This is a genomic window from Bacillus sp. NPDC057893, assembly GCF_042796455.1.
Classification (GTDB): domain Bacteria; phylum Bacillota; class Bacilli; order Bacillales; family Bacillaceae_G; genus Bacillus_A.
In genome coordinates this window covers 1,283,172-1,305,897 of the sequence record NZ_JBHVNG010000001.1, presented here as the reverse complement: position 1 = coordinate 1,305,897, position 22,726 = coordinate 1,283,172, and the positions used below count along the sequence as shown (strand labels likewise).

Below are 22,726 nucleotides of genomic sequence, written 5' to 3'. Positions count from 1 at the left end.
TGTCTTTTTTATTTTATCGAAATGACTCTACCAGTTTCACTACTTTCAATTGCCAATTGAATAAGTCTAATAACTTCCAAGCCTTCTTCTGCTGTTACAGGTGGTTTCTCACCATTTACAATACTATCTCTTACACCTTTATAATACATGTCATAACAGCCGACTTCTGTTGGAATACGTACTAACTCTTCTTCTGTTTCTAAAGTAGCAAAATTCTCTTCAGGGTCTGTTCCATAACCATTATCCCCTGGCTTCATTCCAGTCTTTAATTGTTCTTCCTGTGAATCCATGCCGTATTTCACAATAGAACCTTTATCTCCATGCAGTGTAAAATGCGGTCCAGCTTGCTTTACGTAGCTGCTACTATGTAAAATAACGCGCTTTACTCCGTAGTGAAGTACAACATGGAAGTAATCATCAACTTCTGCACCTGGTCGTTGTTTTATTACATCTGCGCTTATCGCATCTGGTTTCCCAAATAATGATAATGCTTGGTCAATTAAATGCGATCCTAAATCATATAATATACCTGATCCTGGTAAGTTCTTTTCTCTCCAACGATCGCGTACATGTGGGCGGAAACGATCGAAATGCGCTTCATATGCGTATACATTTCCTATTCTTTTTTCTTGTAATAATTTCTTTATCGTTAAGAAATCATTATCAAGACGACGGTTGTGATACACACTTAAAACGACATTATGTTGCTTCGCTAATGAAATAAGCTCTTCTCCCTCTTCAATTGAAACAACGAATGGTTTCTCCACAACAACATGCTTACCGTGTACAATCGCTTCTTTTACATATGGAAAATGAGTTGTATTCGGTGAAGTAATAACCACTAAGTCAATATCAGCTCGGTTTACTAATTCATCAATTGTACCAACAACTTCAGCATTTGGTAATGTTTGTTTCACTACTTCTTCTTTTGATGATAAAATAGCACGAATATCATACTCTTCTATCGTTTGTAATAACGGGATGTGAAATGTTGTACTAGAAAATCCAAATCCTACAATCCCTACACCTATTTTTTTCATGCTGCCCCTCCATTTATCCCGCTACTTGCGGGCAGTAAGATCCCTACCTCAAAATTCAACGAATGCAAAGAAGTTAGGTGAGGGTTGGGCTGCCCGTAAAAGCCCGATTGGTTCAACTAATAATCAGTGGGGAATGAAGAAAACCCCCACTGATTAAAGTTTCACTTTATGAGAACGATTTCATTTCATTATTATAACAAGATTATTTTTATATACATAATGATTTGCTTAGAAAAAAGCATCTTGCTATCATTCATAGCAAGATGCTCACTTTATTCCGTTCTTTTCTTCGTCCACGTTTCAATTACTTCACCAGTATCATTAACATCAAGTACTAAACTACCGTTACTATACCGGTCTTTATTTCGAAACGCTTTCGGATCAATTTCTTCTACAATGTGTTTCTCTGTCTTCATGTAAACTAATTCGTCATCTCGAACAATTTCAATACCGACAATGCGGTACGGATTACGTTTTAACTCTTTAAAAATTACAAGTCCTCGCTTCGCCCTCGTTGATTTCTCAATTTCCGATGCCTTTATACGTTTCACAGCACCTCGCTGCGTAACGAGAATAAGTTGATCTTTTTCGCCATTTAACGGTTTACCAGAAGCAACGTAGTCATCTTCTTTTAAGTTAATTGCTTTCACACCAGCTGCTCTTACACCAACTGGACTTACTTCTTCTTCATTGAATACAAGTGCATATGCACCATGTGTTGCAAGAACAATATCACTTGTCCCATCTGTCGCAAATATATCAACAACTTCATCATCTTTTTTCAAGTTTACAGCAACGAACGCCCGTGAATAACGCTGCACTTTATATTGGTTTAATTCTGTTTTCTTAATCATACCGTTTCGTGTAACAAATACGATAAATCGTTTTTCTTCTTCAAAATTCGGTACGACTGTTGCCCAAATTAACGATTCATCTCGCTCGAGTGAAACAAGATTCGCAACGTGTTGACCCAAATCTTTCCAACGAATTTCTGGCATTTCATACACAGGAAGATAAATATAATTTCCTTTGTTCGTAAATAAAAGAACGGTTTCTGTCGTGTTTGTATCGAAACGCTCAAGTAAGATGTCACCCTCTTTCATACCGAAGTATTTCCCGTTCGATGCATTATGCGAACGCCAACCTGTTCGTTTCACATAGCCTTCTTTCGTTACAGTAACGATGACATCTTCTTGCGGAATCATAACTTCCACATCAATTTTAATTTCTTCAATTTCCTCTTCAATTATCGCACGGCGATTATCACTATATGTTTTCTTTACTCTCTTCAAATCTGTTTTAATAACTTGAAAAAGTCTTTTTTCACTTTGTAGAATCGTCTGTAACTCTATAATTTTCTTACTAAGTTCCGCTGCTTCTTGCTCTAGCGCTGTAATATCTGTATTTGTTAAACGATATAATTGCAGTGAAACAATTGCTTCTGACTGAGCCTCTGTAAATCCAAATTTCGCACTTAAATTATCTTTCGCATTACGCTTATCTTTAGACCCACGGATCGTTTCAATCACTTCATCTAAAATTGATAATGCTTTCTTTAAACCTTCTACAATATGCTGACGATTTTCTGCTTTTCTTAATTCATATTGTGAGCGTCTTGTAACAACTTCTTTCTGATGCCCAATATATGCATCCAAGATCTTAGGTAATGTCATAAGTGTCGGACGACGATTATTTATCGCTACCATATTAAAGTTGTATGGAATTTGTAAATCTGTATTTTTATATAAATAATTTAAAATACCTTCAGCATTCGCTTCTTTTTTTAATTCTACAACGATACGAAGACCTGTACGATCTGTCTCATCACGTACTTCAGCAATTCCATCTAGCTTTTTATCTATACGTAATTCATCCATTTTCTTAACAAGATTCGCTTTATTTACTTCATACGGAATTTCTGTAATAACGATTTGTTGCTTCCCGCCACGAATCGTTTCAACCTCTGCTTTTCCGCGAATAATAATTTTACCTTTACCTGTTTCATACGCTTTTTTAATGCCATCTATCCCTTGTATAATACCACCTGTAGGGAAATCTGGTCCTTTAATAACTGTTAACAAGTCATCCACAGAACTATTCGGTTGATCGATACGCATCATTGTAGCATCAATTACTTCTCCAAGATGATGCGGTGGAATTTCTGTTGCATAACCAGCGGAAATCCCTGTAGATCCGTTCACTAATAAGTTCGGGAACATTGCCGGTAATACAACAGGTTCTTCACTCGTATCATCAAAGTTTGACACGAATTCTACTGTTTCTTTATCAAGATCACGTAATAACTCAGATGCGATTGGTGATAAACGTGCTTCCGTATAACGCATTGCCGCTGCTGGATCCCCATCAACACTACCGTTATTTCCGTGCATTTCAACTAAAACATTACGTACTTTCCAAGTTTGACTTAAACGGACCATCGCCTCATATACAGAGGAATCACCATGTGGATGATAATTACCGATAACATTACCTACTGTTTTAGCTGATTTACGAAACGCTTTATCATGTACATTTCCTTCTACATACATAGAATATAAAATACGTCTTTGTACCGGTTTTAAACCGTCACGCGCATCTGGAAGCGCGCGGTCTTGAATAATATATTTACTATAACGTGCAAAGCGGTCACCTAACACGTCTTCAAGCGGGAGGTCATGAAACTTCTCTGCCTGCATGTTATTCCACCTCCGTCTCCATAATCATTTCATTTTCTAAAATATTTCCTTCTTCTTGCATACCAAATTGTACATTACGCTCAATCCATTTACGACGAGGTTCTACCTTATCACCCATCAATGTCGTAACTCGGCGCTCAGCTCTTGATGCATCGTCAATTTTCACACGAATTAATGTACGTGTTTCAGGGTTCATCGTTGTTTCCCATAATTGATCGGCATTCATTTCGCCAAGTCCTTTATAGCGCTGCAACATATAGCCTTTACCGACCTTTTTCGTTACACCACCTAATTCTTCATCAGACCATGCATATTCAATTACTTCACTTTTCCCTTTTCCTTTACTTACTTTATATAAAGGTGGAAGTGCGATAAATACTTTACCAGCTTCAATAAGTGGTTTCATATAACGGTAGAAGAACGTCAGTAGTAACACTTGAATATGCGCCCCATCCGTATCTGCATCGGTCATAATAACAACTTTATCGTAGTTAATATCTTCAACAGCGAACTCATTCCCTACGCCGCCGCCAATTGCGTAAATAATCGTATTGATCTCTTCATTCTTAAAAATATCAGCAAGCTTTGCTTTTTCCGTGTTGATTACTTTACCACGTAATGGTAGCACCGCTTGGAAACGACGATCTCGTCCTTGCTTTGCTGAACCACCAGCCGAGTCACCCTCTACTAAATACAATTCGTTTTTCTGAGGATTACGTGATTGTGCAGGTGTTAACTTCCCGCTTAAAGTACCTTCTGATTTTTTCTTCTTCTTACCAGTACGCGCTTCTTCTCTCGCTTTACGAGCAGCCTCACGTGCTTGCGCTGCTTTAATTGCCTTTCTCACAAGAAGTGTAGCTACATCCGGATTTTCTTCTAAAAAGTAAGCTAAATGCTCAGATACAATTGCATCAATTGAAGAACGAGCTTCACTTGTACCTAGTTTCCCTTTCGTTTGCCCTTCAAACTGGAGTACGTCTTCTGGTACACGTACAGAAACAATCGAAGCTAATCCTTCACGAATATCTGTACCCTCTAAATTTTTGTCTTTTTCTTTTAATAAAGAAACTTTACGAGCATACTCATTGAACACACGTGTCATTGCTGTTTTAAATCCAGCTTCGTGTGTACCACCGTCTTTTGTACGTACATTATTTACAAACGAAAGAATGTTTTCTGAGTAACCATCATTAAACTGAAACGCTAACTCTGCTTCAATTCCATTTTGCTCACCCAAGAAATATACAACTGGATGAATCGAATCTTTCTCTTCGTTTAAGTATGAAACGAAAGCCTCAATTCCTGTTTCATAATGAAACACATCTTCTAAATCATTACGTTCATCTTTTATCGAGATTTTCATTCCTTTTAATAAGAATGCAGATTCACGTAATCTCTCACATAATGTTTCATAATTATAATTTGTTGTGCTGAAAATAGTTGTATCTGGTTTGAAGTGCATCGTTGTACCAGACTCTTTCGTTTTCCCGATTTTCTCTAACGTCGTTGCAGGAGTACCACCATTTTCAAAGCGTTGTTCATAAATGCTACCATCACGCTTAATCGTTACTACTAGCCATTCTGACAAGGCGTTTACAACTGATGCCCCAACACCGTGTAAACCACCACTCGTTTTATAGCCTCCTTGGCCAAACTTACCCCCCGCATGAAGTACAGTTAAAATAACTTCAGGTGTCGGTTTTCCAAGTTTATGCATTCCCGTAGGCATTCCTCGCCCTTTATCAATAACGCTAATACTATTATCTTTATGTATTACGACAGAAATTTCGTCGCCAAATCCCGCTAACGCTTCATCAACGGAGTTATCTACTATTTCATATACTAAATGATGCAATCCACGGCTATCCGTACTCCCGATATACATTCCCGGGCGTTTTCGAACGGCTTCAAGTCCTTCTAACACTTGAATTGCATCTTCATTATATTGGAACTGATGCTTCACCAAACTCCTTGCCCCTTTCCAAATTAAATAAGAACATATGTTTCTATTATAGAATAACGCCTCGACTATAGTTTTGGCAAGTTATCTTATCTCTTTTATATACTATTTTCAATAGAAAAATCCTTGTTTTTTCACAAGGATTCCTCTAGGCTACTATTTCAGAAAAATAATCGTTTGTCAACGAGAAATGGATATGTATTCCAACATTATACATTCCAGACCTTTATCATGATCCAAATGATCAATATCCAAAACGGGATAACAAGTAACAATCCCCAAAAACAGCCTTTAAAAAATCTCATGATGAACACCTCGTTCATCCGCCCTACTTATGTAAAAAGCGAGGGCTGAATCAATCTTTCTACCTTTAAAGTCTATACTATTTTGTCATTACATGCTCTACTTTAATACAACGATCCATTATTACTGTATAGCCTTTTTCTTGTAAAAGTTTATATGTATCTTCATCTTGTACTCCTAATTGTGCCCAGAAAACATCTGCATCAATCTCTACAAACTCTTTCGCAACATCCTTTAAAAATTCTGAGCGACGGAATACATTTACGATATCAACATGTTCTTTAATATCCTTCAGTGAAGAAACCGCCTTTTCTCCGAGTACTTCATCTACTGTTGGATTTACTGGAATAATGCGATACCCAGCATCTTGCATTGCTTTTGAAACCATATATGATGTGCGTTCTGGCTTATCTGATAGTCCAACAACTGCAATCGTTTTACTTTTCTTCAATACTTCACCAATTTCCGTACGAGTTGGGTTTTCAATTATCATAATTAATCCCTCCTATACCTTTATTATATCCGATAAAGAAAGTCTCTTTCAACATGAAAGAGACTTTCTTTTATTCCGATTATTGATTCTTAGTAGCTGAATTATCTGCTAACGTAGCTGATTTCGTCATTTTTTGGCCATTGCGATAGAATGTAACTTCTACTTTCTCGCCTACTTTTTTCTTTTCATATAAATATTTACGGAATTGAAGTGAATTTTCTACTTTTTGATCATCTAATGCTACTACTATATCATATTGCTCTAAACCAGCTTTTTCTGCCGGAGATATTGGATAAATTTTACCTAATACAACTCCATTTGTTACTTCTTTTGGCACTTTTAATTGATTTACTGCATAAGCTTGCACATCTTCTAATGAAACGACACCTACTCCAAGTGCTGGACGTTTCACTACTCCATCTTTTTCAAGTGATTCAATAACTGGTTTTGCGATGTTAATTGGGATTGCAAAACCAATACCCTCTACTGATTGCTGAGCTATTTTACTTGAGTTAATACCGATTACCTCACCGTTTTGATTAAATAGAGCACCACCACTGTTACCAGGGTTAATCGCTGCATCTGTTTGAATAACCTGTGCTTGCCAATCCGGACGTTTGTCACCATCAATATCAACTGGAATTTCACGCTCTTTACTACTGATGATACCTTCCGTTACACTTCCATCAAATCCTAATGGGTTACCGATTGCAATTGCTTTCTCACCTGCACGGATTTTACTGGAATCACCTAAACTTGCAACTTTATTCACATTAGATCCATCAATCTCTACAACAGCTAAGTCCAACCAAGGGTCCTTACCAACTAATTTTGCATCGACTTGCTTTCCATCGCTCAATTTAACAGCAAGTTTATTTGCACCATCTACTACGTGGTTATTCGTTACAATATATGCTTTATTTCCTGCTTTTTTATATATTACACCTGATCCTGTACCAGCTGTTTGTTCTTGACCTGCCGGTTGCATTGCGAATGGATCAACACTTTGTTGCATATTAATCACACCAACAACAACATCCTTCGCACCTTCGATCATTCCCGGTAAATCAGTTTCATTTTTCGCTTTATTTACAACTGGAACTACAGTTCCTTCTACTTGTTTATTAGAATTGAATGATGAAACTGCTGCTCCATTATTTTGCACCCATGGCATATAAGGTGCTGCAAAACTAATTGTGACAGCCCCGACTACAGCTCCAACTAAACCTGTGAAAAAATATCCTTTTTTACTACCTGATTTTTTCATTTCTCTCGTTTCACTATGCTCTTCATTTAAATTCGGTCCGTCGTAATATCCCATGTTTTATTTCCCCCTCTGGTGAATTCGTACTTTCAGTATAGTCACATTTTGTGTCCTTCTTGTGAACTCATCGTGAAATCCAATTAAAAAAATACTCCTATCTATCATTGTAGACAAGAAAAGTATTTTTTGTACATTTCACCTACAAAGGAGAGTGTAAATTTGCTATATCCAAAAGCCGGGATGCATAGTAACTTAAAGGTTATTCTTCAAATTTGTAACCTACTCGAATAACAGTGCCGATATGCTTCGCCTTATCTCCTAGCTTATTTCGCAGTTTTTTAATATGTGTATCAACCGTTCGGTCATCACCGTAGTAATCATATCCCCATAACTGATCTAATAAATGTTGACGTGACAACACAATTCCTTTGTTCTCCATTAAATAAACAAGAAGCTCAAACTCCTTATGTGTCAATATAATTTCTTCTCCATCTACTAAAACTGTTCTAGATAGCCGATTCACTTCTATTCCGGCTAAAGACATAGTATTTTCTTCTGATACTCCTACCGCTCCATCCGCACGTTTCAATAACGTCTTTGCACGAGCTACTAATACTTTCGGACTAAAAGGTTTTGTTACATACTCATCTGCACCTAGTTCAAATCCTAATAATGTATCATCCTCATCAGAACGTGCTGTCAACATAATAATTGGTACTGCTGATTCTTTTCTAATTCGTCTACAAACAGACCATCCATCTATTTCTGGTAACATAATATCTAACATAATTAAATCAATTTCATGCTCTGCAAATAATTCTAACGCTTTTTTTCCGTCTTCTGCTTCGATTACTTCAAAGCCTTCATTACGAAAATAATCGCTAACAATTTCACGTAATCTTCTTTCATCTTCAACAAGCAATACTGTTTTATTCATATAATCTATCCCGCCTTTTTACTCTTTCAATCGAATAATACGTTGATTGGAGCTTCCGCGAAATGGAAGGGTTAAATCTTTTTTCTCGATTTCAAATCTTCCATCGACTAAAACATCCCCATAATGTAACAACTCTATCATATCATTATTTTGAGAACTCTGTATCTCTTCTAACGTATAACCTGTATACATCCATAGATTTTTTTTCAAATCTTTCACAGCTTTTGCTACTTTTTTCACTTCAGCAGCTTGAAAAAATGGATCTCCGCCTGAAAATGTTACATCAGTTAATGGATTACTTGCAATCTCTTTCACAATTTCTTCTGACGTCATGTCAGTTCCGTTGCAAATATTCCACGACTTCGGATTATGGCAACCAAAACAACGATGCGGACAGCCCGCAAAAAACACGACTGTCCGCAACCCTTCTCCATCTACTACACTATCATGAATGATGTTCATAACTTTCATTTATGCTTCACCCGATCCATCTCTTCACTACGTTTCGCGCTATTCCACTTTGACATATCTCCTACAAGATATCCTGTTATGCGGCGAATTCTTTCTATTTCATTCTCATCTTCATTTCCGCAGCTCGGACATTCATTCCCGATAATGCCATGATAACTACAGCACTGACAACGATCGACAGGATGGTTAATTGAACCGTACCCTACTCCGTACTGCGCCATCGTTTGTACAATTTGCTTTAACGCCTTTTGATTATGCACAGCTGCACCATCTAGTTCAATGTACGTAATATGTCCGCCATTACAAAGAGCGTGGAACGGTCCTTCTAATCGAATTTTATCTATCGCTTGAATATTGTAATACACCGGTACATGGAACGAATTTGTATAATAATTATGATTTGTCACACCGCTAATTTCACCAAATTCTTCTCTATCTTTCTTCACAAACTTTCCTGATAACCCTTCTGCTGGCGTTGCAATTACAGAGAAATTGAGTTGATGTTTTTCCGTAGCCTTATCCATCCTCTTCCTCATAAAGGAAATGATTTCATATCCAAGCTTCCACGATTCCTCATTTTCTCCGTGGTGCTTTCCTGTTAACGCTACTAAACATTCTGCAAGACCGATAAAGCCAAGACTTAACGTCCCTTGTTTTAAAATCGGCGCCACAGCATCTTCAGGTTGTAACGTTTCTCCACCACGCCATACACCTTGTGAATATAAGAACTGAAAATCTCTTGCTCTCTTTGTACATTGATAAGCAAATCTCTCTAATAATTGCTTAACGCCTAAATCTAAGTAATAACTTAGCGCTTCAAAAAACGCTTCTGTTGAACCACTAATTAGCGCTAATTTCACTAAATTAATAGAAGTAAACGATAAATTCCCTCTTCCAATTGCTGTTTCTTCCCCATGTATATTAGACATAACACGAGTACGACACCCCATATAACATACTTCACTTTCAGGTCGACCATCATAGTACACTGCATTAAACGGAGCATCTAAAAACGAAAAGTTAGGGAATAATCGCTCAGCTGTCGTTTCTAACGCTAATTCAAATAAATCATAGTTCGGATCACACTCTTCAAAGTTCAAGCCTTTTTTCATTTTGAAAATTTGAATAGGAAAAATCGGTGTTTCCCCTTTACCAAGTCCAGCTTGCGTCGCTTTTAAAAGTTGCTTAATTAAAAGCCGTCCCTCTTTCGATGTATCTGTTCCGTAGTTAATAGAAATAAACGGTACTTGTCCCCCGCCCCTACTATGCATACTATTTGAATTATGAACGAAAGCCTCACACGCCTGATACGTATCATTTTCTGTTTCTTTCCATGCAAATTCCTCTATTTGTTCTTTCGTAAGCGGATATGATTGCAATCGTTTTTTATGTCTCTCTACTGTTTTTCTCACATATGGAGCTAAATCAATATCAAAGAGCGCAAACGATTGACCACCGTGTTGCATATTTTGATTCGCCTGAAAAATAATTGAAGAAAGCGCCAACGCACTTTTAATGTCTTGCGGTTGTCTCATATGTCCATGTCCAGTATGAAAACCGTTAGCAAGCATTTGCGATAACGGAATTTGCGAACAAGTCGTCGTTCCTGTTGCATAAAAATCTAAATCATGTGGATATAATATATTTTGATCTATCGCTTTTTTCACTTGATCTGATAATAATTTTTCTACTGCATAATACTTTGCGCTCTCAGATGCGAACGTTCCCATTACTCCCATTGGAGATCGGCCATCTACATTTGCATTTTCCTGCATTAAATCTTGTTCATTACCGTGAATAATTGTCTCAAATACTTTCATTAATTCTTCTCCACGTGTATTTCGTTGTAACATTTATAACCCTCCATCAATATGTTGTTGTCTTTTGATTAAAATGTTACAACATATAGTCTTGTTGTTTCTGTGAGAAATGTAACATTCCTGTGAATTTTTTTTCACGAAATAATGAATTTTTCATTTACAAAAAAGAAATGTGCTCTTTACAAATGTATGGTACAATATACGGGAAAAACTCTTTTTACCCTTTATCAACACATTTGTATAAAGGAGACTGAACTCATGATTATTACATATCTTTTATTTATCGTTGCCTACTTGCTCGGTTCGATTCCATTTGCATTAGTCGTTGGAAAAATCGGTTATGGAATCGACATTCGTGAGCATGGAAGCGGTAATCTAGGCGGAACTAATACATTCCGTACGTTAGGGAAAAAAGCAGGTTTTATCGTAACAATTGCTGACATTTTAAAAGGTACATTAGCAACAGGTCTACCGATTATTTTCGGGTCAGATATTCACCCACTATGGTTTGGATTAGCCGCTGTTCTTGGACATGTCTATCCGATCTTCGCAAAATTCCGCGGGGGGAAAGCAGTTGCAACTTCTGCCGGGGTATTATTATGCTACTCACCAGTTGTATTTGCAATATTAGCTGTTGTATTTTTCACCCTTTTATTTACAACAAGATACGTATCACTTTCTTCTATGGTAACAGCTGTCGTTGCTGTTATTGCATCAATTGTTAGCGGGGATAAAATCTTCATTATTGCGATGTGTTTATTAGCTGGTATGGTTATTTATAAACACCGTGCAAATATCGGACGAATTATAAATAAAACTGAACCGAAAGCAAACTTTTCAAAAAAGCAAAAATAAGATCGTAACCCACATAACGCAAAAAGAAAACGTGAAGCATATTAATAGCGTCTTTTTGCGTTATTTTTTATACTTAAGAAAAAGCAACATAATTTGGAGGAACTATACATGAATCTTTCCGTAACAAAAGAAGCAGCACAATGGTATAAAAACGAATTACACTTACAATCAGGTGAAACAATACGCTTTTTCGTACAATACGGTGGTTGCAGTACTGTGCAAAAAGGACTTTCTTTAGGTATTCGTAAAGATGATCCTGCGCATCCTGCTGTTCAAATGCAAGAAGAAGGTATTAACTTCTTTATTGAAGGCGATGATGAGTGGTTCTTCGATGGACATAATTTATTAGTGACACTTAACGACGGTGATGATTTCCCTCAATTTAATTATGAAAAATAAAAAAAACGTGGCTTCTGCCACGCTTTTTTTATTTTTTTTTAATTTCCTCATATTTCGCATACCACTCAGGATATAATTTTTTAAATGATACAGGGCGGAACCCTTCTTTTTTCGCACAAATATTCGTTGTACTTGCAGTAATACAAAGCTCGCCATCACCGTTATAAATTTCATAACCATATACAACACGAAGCGGGCTCACAGTATCAATCCATGTTTTCACAATGGCCTTTTCACCGTAACGCATCGCTTTACGGTACGAGATTTGCAAGTCTAATACAGGAGAGATAATTCCCTCTTTCTCCATTTCAACATACGAAAATCCTAATTCTTGTATAAGTTTCGTGCGCCCAAGTTCCAGCCACACTAAATAGTTTGAATGGTAAACAACACCCATCTGGTCTGTTTCCGCATAGCGGATTTCAACTTCATGTTCTGCTACAAACATTTCTATTCGCCTTCTTTCACTTCTGCTACCTTGCATACATTTAATCATAATACAGTGGAATCAAAAATAAAATAAAAACAGTGAATCTTTTACCGAAAGGGGCAAACACATGATTCAAATTGTAACTGTTCGTAGCGGTGATAGTGTTTATAGTTTAGCATCAAAATATGGATCTACACCTGAAGAAATTGTAAAAGACAATGGACTAAACCCAGCCGAAACACTCGTTGTTGGTCAGGCACTTATCGTTAATACAAAAGGCAATAACTATTATGTACAGCCTGGTGACAGCCTTTATCGAATTTCTCAAACATATAGCGTTCCTCTCGCCAGTTTAGCTAAAGTTAATAACCTTTCATTAAAATCTATTCTTCATGTCGGACAACAATTATATATACCGAAAGGAACAAAACGAGCAGTAGAATCCATCGCTTATTTACAACCTTCAACAATACCGATCAAAGAAAGTTTAGTAAATGCTACACGTGCTATTAATCCATTTTTAACATATTTAGCCTACTTCAGCTTTGAAGCAAAACGAGACGGCACTTTAAAAGAACCAACAGAAACAGCTAAAATCGCTAATATTGCAACGCAAGGTAAAACCATCCCTATGCTCGTTATTACAAATATTGAAAATGGAAATTTCAGTACCGAACTGGCATCTGTTTTTTTACGCGACGCAACGATTCAAAACAAATTTATTACGAACATTTTGCAAACAGCTGAAAAATACGGCATGCGAGATATTCATTTTGATTTCGAGAATGTAGCACCTGAAGATCGCGAAGCATATAATCGTTTTTTACGAAATGTAAAAACGCGCTTACCTAGCGGGTACACATTAAGTACAACGCTTGTACCGAAAACAAGTTCCAATCAAAAAGGGAAATTTTTTGAAGCTCATGATTATAAAGCACAAGGACAAATTGTTGATTTCGTCGTCATTATGACATACGACTGGGGTTGGCAAGGCGGGCCACCGATGGCGATTTCTCCTATTGGTCCTGTGAAAGAGGTACTTCAATATGCAAAATCTCAAATGCCACCACAAAAAATTATGATGGGTCAAAATTTATACGGTTTCGATTGGAAACTGCCGTTCAAACAAGGAAATCCACCTGCAAAAGCAATTAGCTCTGTTGCAGCTGTTGCACTAGCTCGTAAATACAATGTTCCTATCCGCTATGATTTCACGGCTCAAGCTCCACATTTTAATTACTTTGACGAAAACGGCGTACAACATGAAGTTTGGTTTGAAGATTCACGGTCCGTGCAAAGTAAATTTAATTTAATGAAAGAACAAGGAATAGGTGGCATTAGCTATTGGAAAATTGGTCTACCATTCCCACAAAATTGGCGTTTACTCGTGGAAAACTTTACAATCACGAAAAAAGGCTGACGAAAGTCAGCCCTTTTTTCATATTCCTGTTAAAAATATATCTTTAATTCCCTCACAAAAAAGAAGAATGATAACACTCTCCTTTTTTAACCGTTATCAACAATCGGTTGCTTACCAGTTTGGTCTTGCATTTGCTTTCCTTTATTGCCACCAGCTTTTTTCGATTGTGTTCCAATTTGATTTGGTGCAAAGTCTTTTGAATTCTTTTTCGGATTACCCATTACTATCGCCTCCTTAACACTAGTATCGTACTAGTGTTAAGAATTATTCAGCCTGCTTAAAAAGTTTCATTTCATAACGTTTTTCAATACGTTTTTCAATTCGATCCATTGCATCACGATCACTTAATAATTGTTGTTTATTTTCATTTACAAGTTCTTCAAACGATCTACGGCGACTTCTTCTCATGCTGCTCACCCTTTCTTCTACGTTTTCTTATTACATAGTATGAGCAAATGAAAAACTCTTTAATCAGATTTGCAAGAAAATTTTATGTTTTAACAAAAAAAACCATACGCAAATATTACGCATGGGATTTTTTCACATCATTATATTTAAATATTTTTTAATTTCTTCATCAGCATCTTCTTCATTCACTCTATATTCATGCAGTGCTCGCAATACAGAATCGTATTCTTCTAAAATGTAGCTCTCTAGCTTGAAAATGTCCTCTACACTGTCAATCATAATTCTCGTGTTGCCAATCTCACTTTTCAATGCTGCCTCACACGTTAAGCTCGTACAAATACCAATTACATCGTCTTCCATTTTTTCTGTTAACACATATTTCTTTCGCCCGTTTACCTTCATCCTAATAATTGGGTAAAAAGCTTTTATATCTAAATAGCTCCCGACATTCATACAGCGAATCCATTCGATATCACGTTTATTTCGCATAAGAATTTCTTTTACTGCTTCGTATGCTACCGTTTCATCAAGCACTTCTTTCTGCACTTTTCTTTTTCCTTCTTCCTCCATAGATGCACATCTTTGATAAACTGCCGCACACGTAATACAATCATCAAATGCATTATGAGAACTTAAGCGAATTCCAAGCATTCGCTTTAACGTTTCAAGTTTATGATTAGGCGCGTGCTTCATATATTTCTTTGCTAAAAACACAGTGTCAATCACTTTATTTTTAGGATCCGGTAGCCCAAGCATATTTACATTACTTTTCAAAAAACGCATATCAAAAGATGCATTATGAGCGACAATTACATTTGTATGTAAAAATGCTAAAAATAAAGGTAATACTTCTTCAATCGTCGGTGCATCTGAAACACGATAATTTGTAATACCTGTTAAACTCGTTATTCGGTCCGGAATTGAACGCTCCGGATTCACATAGGAAACAAACTGATCTACTAGTTCATGATTACGATATTTCACTGCTGCTACTTGAATAATTTTATCATTATAAGGGTTAAATCCTGTTGTTTCAAAATCAATTACAACATAATCTAACGGTAAGGATATATTCCCCACTCCAAATACACTCCTTTATCTCTAAACGTTTATATTTCTTTTATCATATCACGAAGCTTTCACTACTTGAAAAAGAAAAGGCAGAAATGGCCACTTCCCATCTCTGCCTCCTCACTTATTATTTTAATTTCTCAATCCGTTTCTCCATCTCTTTTTGTGTCATCGGTCCAATGAACTTATCTTGAATGACACCTTTTGTATCTATAAAATACGAAGTTGGAATGGTTATTACTTTATAAGCTGTTGTCACATCAATGTTCTTGTCCAATAGAATAGGAAAAGTAATCCCTTTTTCTTTAGCGAAATTTCTTACTTTTTCTTCTCCCCCCCCTTTTTCTGAAGGAGTATAGTTTATAGCTAAAATTTCTACATTTTCTTTATGCTCTTTATAAAAGGCCTCCATATCGGGCATTTCTTGCTGACATGGGCCACACCACGTTGCCCAAAAGTTTAAAATCACTTTCTTTCCTTTTAAATCTGATAACTTTACATTTGTTCCATCTAACTTAGTTAATTCAAAATCAGGTGCACTCTTCCCTACTTCAATACCATTCCTTGCAATCATCTCTTTCATAACAGCTTCACTTTTTTCTTGCTTCCCTTGTACCGCCTGATCTTTATTACCGAACTGTTCATAAGCTGCATATCCCGCTAAACAAACTAACACTACAATAATCGTAAGCTTCCGCCACATTTTATATCACCCTAACGTGTTTATCTTCTTATAACATAATCATCAAAATACTATATACCTTATTTTAGCTTATACGGACAAGCTTGGAAATATTCACATTCGAAATAGTCGGAATATTTTTAACTAAGATGAAATATTTTCCTTTTTATCATATAATTAGAAAAATATATAAAAACTGAGAGGTGATATGTATTTTACAATTACTTATCAACCCTTTTTCTTTTGTTTTCTTCACTTTACCATTACTATGTATTTGTTTTAGCGGCTGGCTATACAAATTCAAATGGGCTGCTATTATTATTTCTTTTACTGTTCCACTTATATTTTTCATTATCGTCTCTGAATTTGATATACATCTAGCTTTACAAAACTTAGACGCTTGGATTGTTTATAGTGCTGTTTATTCTGTACTTTCCTACATAACGGCAGCGCTAATACGAAGAAGACTACACATGTAGAACTTTCAAAAAAGGGGATATTTTTATGAATTTATTTGAAAAAATACTATTATATATTCTTAGTTTTATATTTTCCCCAATCGGGATTATCACATGGATCATCTCACTATTCAGTAAAAATCCTGAAAAAAAACAAGTTGGGCGTATTTGTCTCTATATCGCTTTAATCTCATTTATCCTTTTGGCAGGTCTCGGTATTCTTAGTTTCTTCACGATGACTACCATTACTACTATAGAATAGTTATAGAAAGGATGATTGTTTTGGGAGAACACCCTATTAGCAAAGAACTTCGCTATATACGAATATGTTTAGTTATTTTAGTAATCGTTCTTTTATTTTTCAACGGTGGAAGAGTCGTTGAAATTTCTACAAATCATGATTCCATAGAAAATGTTTCCACCAGTAATATGACTCAGATTGCTGAAAATACGTTTGCTATTCAAGCAATATAATCCATCACTAAGTAGCGAACATACGGTCAAAATTTCCAAATATAATCCGGATACAAATCAACTTACTCTAGTCAAAGAGTTTAGTACTAGCGATACTGAATCATATACGTACCAACTTAATAATACTGAATAAAGATAAGAGCGCTACATAGCTCTTATCTTTTTATTAGCATTTCTTTAAGCAATGAATTACGATTTAATAACTCTCTAGGATTTCCACATTCAACAATACTGCCTTCTCTCATTACAATAACGCGATCTGCTAGTATTGCCCTCTCTACGTCATGTGTTGCCACAATTCTCGTTACATCTCTTCCTAGCCCTTCAATCATATTCCAAACCACTTCTTGATTGCCCGGATCTAACCCCGCAGTCGGTTCATCTAAAATAATGAGATTCGGATTTGATACAATCGCTCGCAATAGTGCAAGACGTTTTCTTTCCCCTCCAGAAAACTCTTCACCACTTTTATGTAGTACAGTTTGACTCCCTTCAGGTAACCCCCTAATAATCGGCGTTACATTTACAAGTTCAGCATTTTTTTCTAACTGGTTTTCTAAGCCCTCTTCCCCGAAATATATATTCTCTTTTATTGTCGTCCGAAAAAAACGTGGTTCTTGCCATACTGTAGTCATCCGAGCCTCATTACCATAATAAACAACGCTACCGTTAGATGGTTTATATAAACCCGTTATTAGTTTTAAAAGCGTCGTTTTCCCTGCACCACTTTCTCCCACAATGATCACGAATTCCCCAGGATTAATCTCCAAATGAATATTTTTAATTCTACACTTCGCTTCATCATTCTCTTGAAATGAAACATTTGTTATCTTCATTCCCATAGCTTGTTCCACCTCACTGTCTGCCACTCGTTTATCTAAAAAACAAAAAACTCGATCTGCCGAAGCGACTGCAACTTGTGTCATCATTAGTAACTCCCCCACGTAACGGACTGGAAAAAAGAGCATTTCAATTGTAGCTAACACTGCAACAAGTGAACCAACTTCCATTTCCCCTTTCATTATTTTTTGCGCACCTATAATGAGAGCAATGACATATGCTCCTGTTTCAATCACTGTTCCAACTACTCCCATGCAGTGTTGCATCATTGTCTTCTTTATTTCCGATTTATAAGATTGTGCCGTTACTCCTTTAAATAAGCCGATGGCCCATTTTTCTTTTTGTAAACTCCGTAAATCTTGTATACCTTTTACAAACTGTGACATCATCTCTACTACACTTGATTGATTCTTTTGAGCAATGCTTGCAATATTCCTTACCTTTTCTCCCATAAGTACTGGAACAATTGCACTTAAAAATAAAAACGGAGTTACCCACAATATGAACTGCATATCTATATGCTGTAGTGCTATAATCGCACCGATAAATTGCGCGATAGCATGTATATATTCTATTAATATAGATCCATATAACCTGATCCAGTTCGGGATATCAGAAACGACTAAAGTTTCTAACTCACCTTGCTGGATCTTCTCACTCTCTTCAAACGGTAATGAGAAAAAATGACGCAATACATCTATACGCTTCTTTTGTAATATACGTTGACTCGCTTTTGAGCTTACATAATCAAATAAAAGATTATTCATCCACAGCATAAAGCGGCTACCGGCAAACAATGCAATGTACAAATATGCACCTTTTAATTCCTGTTGAATAAGGTTATCTAAAATTAGCCCCATGAAAATTGGTCTAGATAAATTTAAAATGGCAGCTACTAACCCGCTACAAATCGCACTAATTAGCAATAGCTTTTCTTGTAATAGCGGCAACATTATTTTTCTATACTCATTCATTGTTATTCCTCCAATTTTTGCATAATAAAAGGAAAGGGATGAAACCATATGGTTTCATCCCTTTCCTTTTTGTTTACTCATATTAATTTAAAAACTTAAGTTTTAAAGCACAAAATAAAAGTTGCTAATTTATCAGGATCTAACTCTTCTGCCAATGACCTATTAAATGCCGATATTTAGTTCTTTTATTAAATAATTTTCATTAAAATTGCAAGTGTATTCATTGTCATATGAACAACAATAGGAACAATTAATCTATCCGTTTTTACATATAAAAATGCATATACCAATCCTGCTAAAGTATAGGGAATAACACTTGCTAGCTCCATATGAAGTAATGCAAATACAAGGGACGTAATTAAGCAAGCAATGTAGACATTTGTTCGTTTTCGTAACGTATCAAGAATGATTTTTTTTGTTAGAATCTCTTCTATCCCACATTAACTGTCAATAAGTTTTCCACTTAGAGGCCTTTAAATCTGCCGATATTTTTCATACTAAAGAGGGATGAGAAAATCTCATCCCTCTTTAAAATATACATTCAACAAATATTGTTGAATCCTTTTAGTTTGACACTTTAGACTCTTCGATTTTCGAACGAAGAACCATTTGCAAGATACCACCGTGACGGTAGTAGTCAATTTCAACTTCACTATCGAAACGAGCTACTACTTCAAATTGCTTCTCTTTTCCTTCTGAATCGATTGCAACTACTTTTACAAGATCGCGTGGTCTAACCGTTTTGTCAATTTGAATTTCAAATGACTCGTCACCAACAAGACCTAACGTTTCAGCACTGTCTCCATCTTTAAATTGTAATGGTAATACGCCCATTAATACTAAGTTACTGCGGTGAATACGCTCGAAGCTCTCTGCGATTACTGCTTTAATACCTAATAAGTTTGTACCTTTCGCAGCCCAGTCACGAGAACTTCCCATACCGTAGTCTTTACCAGCAACAACTAGAAGGCCTGTGCCATCTTCTTTATACTTCATAGCAGCATCATAGATAGATGTTACTTCACCAGTTGGCCAATATGTTGTATATCCGCCTTCTGTTCCTGGTGCGATTTGGTTTTTAATACGGATATTTGCGAATGTACCACGCATCATAACTTCATGGTTACCACGACGAGAACCGTAAGAGTTAAAGTCAACTGGTTGTACGCCGTTTTCTAGTAAATAACGTCCAGCTGGTGTATGTTTACCAATTGAACCTGCTGGTGAAATATGGTCTGTCGTTACAGAATCACCAAATTTACCAACGATGCGTAAACCTGATAATGTTTCAACTTCACCTGGCTCTTTAGATAATCCTTCAAAGAATGGTGGGTTTTGAATGTATGTTGAATCATTATCCCAAGTATATAAAGCTTCATTTGAAGTTTGGATTTCATTCCAGCGCTCATTGCTGTTAAATACTTGTGCATATTCTTTTTTGAACAATTCAGATGTAACAACACTTTGAACTACATCTTCAATTTCTTTAGCTGATGGCCAAATATCATTAAAGTAAACAGCATTACCATTTACATCTTTACCGATTTCATCATTTTTCAGGTCAATATCAACAGTACCTGCAAGTGCATATGCCACAACAAGTGGTGGTGATGCTAAGTAATTTGCTTTTACAAGTGGATGAATACGACCTTCAAAGTTACGGTTACCAGATAAAACAGATGTTACTAATAAATCGTTTGCTGCGATTGCTTCTTCTAATTCCTCTGCTAATGGACCAGAGTTACCGATACAAGTCGTACAGCCGTAACCAACTGTTTGGAAACCTAATTGATCTAAATACGTTGTTAAACCAGACTTATCTAAGTACTCTGTAACAACTTTAGATCCTGGTGCTAATGATGTTTTTACGTAACCAGGTACTTTAAGTCCTTTTTCAATTGCTTTCTTCGCAACTAAACCTGCTCCAATTAATACGTATGGATTTGACGTATTTGTACAGCTTGTAATCGCAGCGATTGCAATTCCGCCTGTTTTCATCGTTACTTCTTGATCTTTTAATGTAACTTTCACTTCTTTATCAAACTCTTGCTCATTGAATCCAAGTCCTTGTGTTCCAACTGGTGCTACAACAGCTTTATGGAACTCTTCTTTCATATTTGAAAGCGGAATTAAATCTTGCGGACGTTTCGGTCCAGAAAGGTTAGATTCGATTGCATTTAAATCAATTTCAACAAGATCAGTATAGATTGGATCTTTACTGTCTGCTGTATAGAATAATCCATTTGCTTTACAATATTCTTCAACAACGCGAATTTGCTCTTCATCTCTACCTGTTAAACGTAAGTATTCTAATGAAATATCGTCGATTGGGAAGAATCCACAAGTTGCACCGTATTCTGGTGCCATATTTGAAATTGTTGCACGGTCAGCTAAAGGCATGCTCTTTAGTCCATTACCGAAGAACTCAACAAATTTACCAACTACACCTTTTTGACGTAACACTTGTGTTACTTTTAATGCAACGTCAGTTGCTGTTGTACCACTTGGAAGTGTACCAGTTAATTTCACACCAATTACTTCAGGTACTGGGAAATATGAAGGCTGTCCAAGCATTCCTGCTTCTGCTTCAATACCACCAACGCCCCATCCAAGAACACCAATACCATTAATCATTGTTGTATGTGAGTCAGTTCCAACTAATGAATCTGGGTATGCAACTAAGTCACCTTCAGCATTTTTCACCGCATGAACAACCGGTGCTAAATATTCAAGATTTACTTGGTGTACAATACCTGTTGCTGGTGGAACTGCACGGTAGTTATCAAATGATTTCTGTGCCCAGCTTAAAAATTTATAACGTTCTTCATTACGTTTAAACTCTAAGTCCATGTTGAATGCAAGCGAGTCTGCCGTACCCGCTCTATCAACCTGTACAGAGTGATCAATTACAAGGTCTACAGTAATTTCAGGATTAATTTTATCAGGATCTCCGCCCATATCTGCCATTGCTTTACGAAGCGAAGCCAAATCTACAACAGCTGGAACACCTGTGAAGTCTTGTAAGATTACACGAGATGGTTTAAATGGAACATCGATATCTTGAACATCTTTCGTTCCCCATTTCGCTAAATTTGTAACATGTTCTTCTGTAATTACGCGTCCGTCTACTTGACGAAGTACAGATTCAAGTAAAACTTTCACGGAATATGGTAATTGAGATACGTTGCCAACCCCTGCGTTTTCAAGCGCTTTCAATTGATAATAATGATACGTCTTTCCATCTAATTCAAAAGTTGCACGTGATTGAAATGGATTATGTTTGACCATTATGTTTCCCCCCTGTTAAACGTGACTAAGTTGTCTGAATATAAAATGTAGACAAACTTTTCAATACCTTACGATAATATCTTATTACAACTTTCTAAATAAGTAAATAATAAGAAACTTATGGATTATAATAAGTTTTCTTTATCTTTCTAAATTTGAATAGTGTCCATGCTCCTTATAAATACTATTATTGTAAAGTAAAGTACTTTACTTTACGTTCATATATGTTATGAACAATTCATGATTCATCTTTAAAAAACATTATAGAGGTGAGAAAAATGGGTAAACGAAAAACAAATCATACTATTTCAGGAATGAATACTGCATCCGCACAAGGACAAGGAACTGGTTATAACGAAGAGTTCGCAAACGAACCTTTAACACCAGCAGAGCGACAAAATAATAAGAAACGAAAAAAGAATCAGTAACGAAAAATCCCAAAA

21 protein-coding genes and 1 pseudogene are annotated in these 22,726 nt (G+C 36.2%); 6 read left to right on the top strand and 16 right to left on the bottom strand.

What is annotated here, in order from left to right; translation table 11 throughout:
• Positions 1-8: 8 nt before the first annotated feature.
• From ACFVQC_RS07055 to ACFVQC_RS07020, 8 genes are all read right to left on the bottom strand, one after another.
• Positions 9-1,040: an oxidoreductase gene (locus tag ACFVQC_RS07055; protein WP_377897844.1), complete on the bottom strand. Its 1,032-nt coding sequence runs from the start codon at positions 1,038-1,040 to the stop codon at positions 9-11.
• A gap of 272 nt (positions 1,041-1,312) precedes the next feature.
• The gene (gene parC / locus ACFVQC_RS07050; RefSeq protein WP_204208660.1) at positions 1,313-3,736 is read right to left on the bottom strand and encodes a DNA topoisomerase IV subunit A; all 2,424 of its coding nucleotides are present in this window, start codon (positions 3,734-3,736) and stop codon (positions 1,313-1,315) included.
• Position 3,737: 1 nt separating this feature from the next.
• Positions 3,738-5,702 carry a DNA topoisomerase IV subunit B gene (gene parE / locus ACFVQC_RS07045; protein ID WP_377892281.1) on the bottom strand — a complete coding sequence of 655 codons (1,965 nt, stop codon included), beginning with the start codon at positions 5,700-5,702 and terminating at the stop codon, positions 3,738-3,740.
• A 376-nt stretch (positions 5,703-6,078) separates the two neighbouring features.
• Positions 6,079-6,492, bottom strand: a complete 414-nt coding sequence (locus tag ACFVQC_RS07040) for a CoA-binding protein (protein WP_002066654.1) — start codon at positions 6,490-6,492, stop codon at positions 6,079-6,081.
• Positions 6,493-6,571: 79 nt separating this feature from the next.
• Complete coding sequence (locus tag ACFVQC_RS07035; RefSeq protein WP_002146335.1) at positions 6,572-7,813, bottom strand: S1C family serine protease; 1,242 nt, start codon at positions 7,811-7,813, stop codon at positions 6,572-6,574.
• Positions 7,814-8,015: 202 nt separating this feature from the next.
• Positions 8,016-8,693 carry a response regulator transcription factor gene (locus ACFVQC_RS07030; RefSeq protein WP_002014310.1) on the bottom strand — a complete coding sequence of 226 codons (678 nt, stop codon included), beginning with the start codon at positions 8,691-8,693 and terminating at the stop codon, positions 8,016-8,018.
• A gap of 18 nt (positions 8,694-8,711) precedes the next feature.
• Positions 8,712-9,164, bottom strand: a complete 453-nt coding sequence (gene nrdG / locus ACFVQC_RS07025; protein ID WP_377897840.1) for an anaerobic ribonucleoside-triphosphate reductase activating protein — start codon at positions 9,162-9,164, stop codon at positions 8,712-8,714.
• Positions 9,161-11,017 carry an anaerobic ribonucleoside triphosphate reductase gene (locus ACFVQC_RS07020; protein WP_377897838.1) on the bottom strand — a complete coding sequence of 619 codons (1,857 nt, stop codon included), beginning with the start codon at positions 11,015-11,017 and terminating at the stop codon, positions 9,161-9,163. Before ACFVQC_RS07020 ends, nrdG begins: the two co-directional genes overlap by 4 nt.
• 225 nt (positions 11,018-11,242) lie before the next feature.
• On the opposite strand from ACFVQC_RS07020, the gene plsY reads away from it, so the two are divergent.
• Both plsY and ACFVQC_RS07010 read left to right on the top strand, forming a co-directional pair.
• On the top strand, positions 11,243-11,839 hold the full coding sequence (gene plsY / locus ACFVQC_RS07015) for a glycerol-3-phosphate 1-O-acyltransferase PlsY (RefSeq protein WP_002066645.1): 597 nt from the start codon (positions 11,243-11,245) through the stop codon (positions 11,837-11,839).
• Positions 11,840-11,947: 108 nt separating this feature from the next.
• Positions 11,948-12,238, top strand: coding sequence for a HesB/YadR/YfhF family protein (locus ACFVQC_RS07010; RefSeq protein ID WP_002146331.1), 291 nt, complete (start codon positions 11,948-11,950; stop codon positions 12,236-12,238).
• A 28-nt stretch (positions 12,239-12,266) separates the two neighbouring features.
• On the opposite strand, the gene ACFVQC_RS07005 is transcribed toward ACFVQC_RS07010, so the two are convergent.
• Positions 12,267-12,686: an acyl-CoA thioesterase gene (locus tag ACFVQC_RS07005; protein ID WP_000495819.1), complete on the bottom strand. Its 420-nt coding sequence runs from the start codon at positions 12,684-12,686 to the stop codon at positions 12,267-12,269.
• 109 nt (positions 12,687-12,795) lie between these two features.
• On the opposite strand from ACFVQC_RS07005, the gene ACFVQC_RS07000 reads away from it, so the two are divergent.
• Entirely contained in the window at positions 12,796-14,088 is a 1,293-nt protein-coding gene (locus ACFVQC_RS07000) for a glycoside hydrolase family 18 protein (protein ID WP_002111131.1), read from the top strand.
• An 86-nt stretch (positions 14,089-14,174) separates the two neighbouring features.
• Here ACFVQC_RS07000 and sspN read toward each other — a convergent pair whose 3' ends face one another.
• The 4 genes from sspN to ACFVQC_RS06980 form a co-directional block, all read right to left on the bottom strand.
• A complete protein-coding gene (sspN, locus tag ACFVQC_RS06995) occupies positions 14,175-14,309 on the bottom strand; it encodes an acid-soluble spore protein SspN (protein ID WP_000527988.1) in 135 nt (44 codons plus the stop codon).
• A gap of 43 nt (positions 14,310-14,352) precedes the next feature.
• Positions 14,353-14,496, bottom strand: a complete 144-nt coding sequence (locus ACFVQC_RS06990; RefSeq protein ID WP_002014298.1) for an FbpB family small basic protein — start codon at positions 14,494-14,496, stop codon at positions 14,353-14,355.
• A gap of 132 nt (positions 14,497-14,628) precedes the next feature.
• Complete coding sequence (locus ACFVQC_RS06985; RefSeq protein WP_377897836.1) at positions 14,629-15,576, bottom strand: 3'-5' exonuclease; 948 nt, start codon at positions 15,574-15,576, stop codon at positions 14,629-14,631.
• A 118-nt stretch (positions 15,577-15,694) separates the two neighbouring features.
• Positions 15,695-16,270, bottom strand: coding sequence for a TlpA family protein disulfide reductase (locus ACFVQC_RS06980; RefSeq protein ID WP_377892297.1), 576 nt, complete (start codon positions 16,268-16,270; stop codon positions 15,695-15,697).
• A 483-nt stretch (positions 16,271-16,753) separates the two neighbouring features.
• Here ACFVQC_RS06980 and ACFVQC_RS06975 point away from each other — a divergent pair, with 483 nt between their 5' ends.
• Positions 16,754-16,969 carry a hypothetical protein gene (locus ACFVQC_RS06975; RefSeq protein ID WP_377897834.1) on the top strand — a complete coding sequence of 72 codons (216 nt, stop codon included), beginning with the start codon at positions 16,754-16,756 and terminating at the stop codon, positions 16,967-16,969.
• Positions 16,970-16,989: 20 nt separating this feature from the next.
• A pseudogene (locus ACFVQC_RS06970) lies at positions 16,990-17,314 on the top strand (YmzC family protein).
• Between the two features lie 22 nt (positions 17,315-17,336).
• Here ACFVQC_RS06970 and ACFVQC_RS06965 read toward each other — a convergent pair.
• The 3 genes from ACFVQC_RS06965 to acnA form a co-directional block, all read right to left on the bottom strand.
• Positions 17,337-18,995, bottom strand: a complete 1,659-nt coding sequence (locus ACFVQC_RS06965; protein WP_377892304.1) for an ABC transporter ATP-binding protein — start codon at positions 18,993-18,995, stop codon at positions 17,337-17,339.
• Positions 18,996-19,183: 188 nt separating this feature from the next.
• The gene (locus tag ACFVQC_RS06960) at positions 19,184-19,420 is read right to left on the bottom strand and encodes a CPBP family intramembrane glutamic endopeptidase (protein WP_377898139.1); all 237 of its coding nucleotides are present in this window, start codon (positions 19,418-19,420) and stop codon (positions 19,184-19,186) included.
• 139 nt (positions 19,421-19,559) lie between these two features.
• The gene (gene acnA, locus ACFVQC_RS06955) at positions 19,560-22,283 is read right to left on the bottom strand and encodes an aconitate hydratase AcnA (protein ID WP_377897832.1); all 2,724 of its coding nucleotides are present in this window, start codon (positions 22,281-22,283) and stop codon (positions 19,560-19,562) included.
• Between the two features lie 278 nt (positions 22,284-22,561).
• On the opposite strand from acnA, the gene sspO reads away from it, so the two are divergent.
• Positions 22,562-22,711 (top strand): small acid-soluble spore protein O, encoded by a 150-nt coding sequence (sspO, locus tag ACFVQC_RS06950; RefSeq protein WP_377897830.1) that lies wholly within the window; start codon positions 22,562-22,564, stop codon positions 22,709-22,711.
• The last annotated feature ends 15 nt before the right edge of the window (positions 22,712-22,726 follow it).

Excerpts from the sequence above, each read along its gene's own strand:
- ACFVQC_RS07005 (WP_000495819.1), bottom strand. The coding sequence starts at position 12,686 with ATGTTTGTAGCAGAACATGAAGTTGAAATCCGCTATGCGGAAACAGAC.
- sspN (WP_000527988.1), bottom strand. The coding sequence starts at position 14,309 with ATGGGTAATCCGAAAAAGAATTCAAAAGACTTTGCACCAAATCAAATT.
- ACFVQC_RS07000 (WP_002111131.1), top strand. The coding sequence starts at position 12,796 with ATGATTCAAATTGTAACTGTTCGTAGCGGTGATAGTGTTTATAGTTTA.
- plsY (WP_002066645.1), top strand. The coding sequence starts at position 11,243 with ATGATTATTACATATCTTTTATTTATCGTTGCCTACTTGCTCGGTTCG.
- ACFVQC_RS07035 (WP_002146335.1), bottom strand. The coding sequence starts at position 7,813 with ATGGGATATTACGACGGACCGAATTTAAATGAAGAGCATAGTGAAACG.
- parC (WP_204208660.1), bottom strand. The coding sequence starts at position 3,736 with ATGCAGGCAGAGAAGTTTCATGACCTCCCGCTTGAAGACGTGTTAGGT.
- ACFVQC_RS06965 (WP_377892304.1), bottom strand. The coding sequence starts at position 18,995 with ATGAATGAGTATAGAAAAATAATGTTGCCGCTATTACAAGAAAAGCTA.
- ACFVQC_RS06980 (WP_377892297.1), bottom strand. The coding sequence starts at position 16,270 with ATGTGGCGGAAGCTTACGATTATTGTAGTGTTAGTTTGTTTAGCGGGA.
- nrdG (WP_377897840.1), bottom strand. The coding sequence starts at position 9,164 with ATGAAAGTTATGAACATCATTCATGATAGTGTAGTAGATGGAGAAGGG.
- ACFVQC_RS07040 (WP_002066654.1), bottom strand. The coding sequence starts at position 6,492 with ATGATAATTGAAAACCCAACTCGTACGGAAATTGGTGAAGTATTGAAG.
- ACFVQC_RS07055 (WP_377897844.1), bottom strand. The coding sequence starts at position 1,040 with ATGAAAAAAATAGGTGTAGGGATTGTAGGATTTGGATTTTCTAGTACA.
- ACFVQC_RS06990 (WP_002014298.1), bottom strand. The coding sequence starts at position 14,496 with ATGAGAAGAAGTCGCCGTAGATCGTTTGAAGAACTTGTAAATGAAAAT.
- acnA (WP_377897832.1), bottom strand. The coding sequence starts at position 22,283 with ATGGTCAAACATAATCCATTTCAATCACGTGCAACTTTTGAATTAGAT.
- ACFVQC_RS07010 (WP_002146331.1), top strand. The coding sequence starts at position 11,948 with ATGAATCTTTCCGTAACAAAAGAAGCAGCACAATGGTATAAAAACGAA.
- ACFVQC_RS06975 (WP_377897834.1), top strand. The coding sequence starts at position 16,754 with ATGAATTTATTTGAAAAAATACTATTATATATTCTTAGTTTTATATTT.
- ACFVQC_RS07030 (WP_002014310.1), bottom strand. The coding sequence starts at position 8,693 with ATGAATAAAACAGTATTGCTTGTTGAAGATGAAAGAAGATTACGTGAA.
- ACFVQC_RS07020 (WP_377897838.1), bottom strand. The coding sequence starts at position 11,017 with ATGTTACAACGAAATACACGTGGAGAAGAATTAATGAAAGTATTTGAG.
- sspO (WP_377897830.1), top strand. The coding sequence starts at position 22,562 with ATGGGTAAACGAAAAACAAATCATACTATTTCAGGAATGAATACTGCA.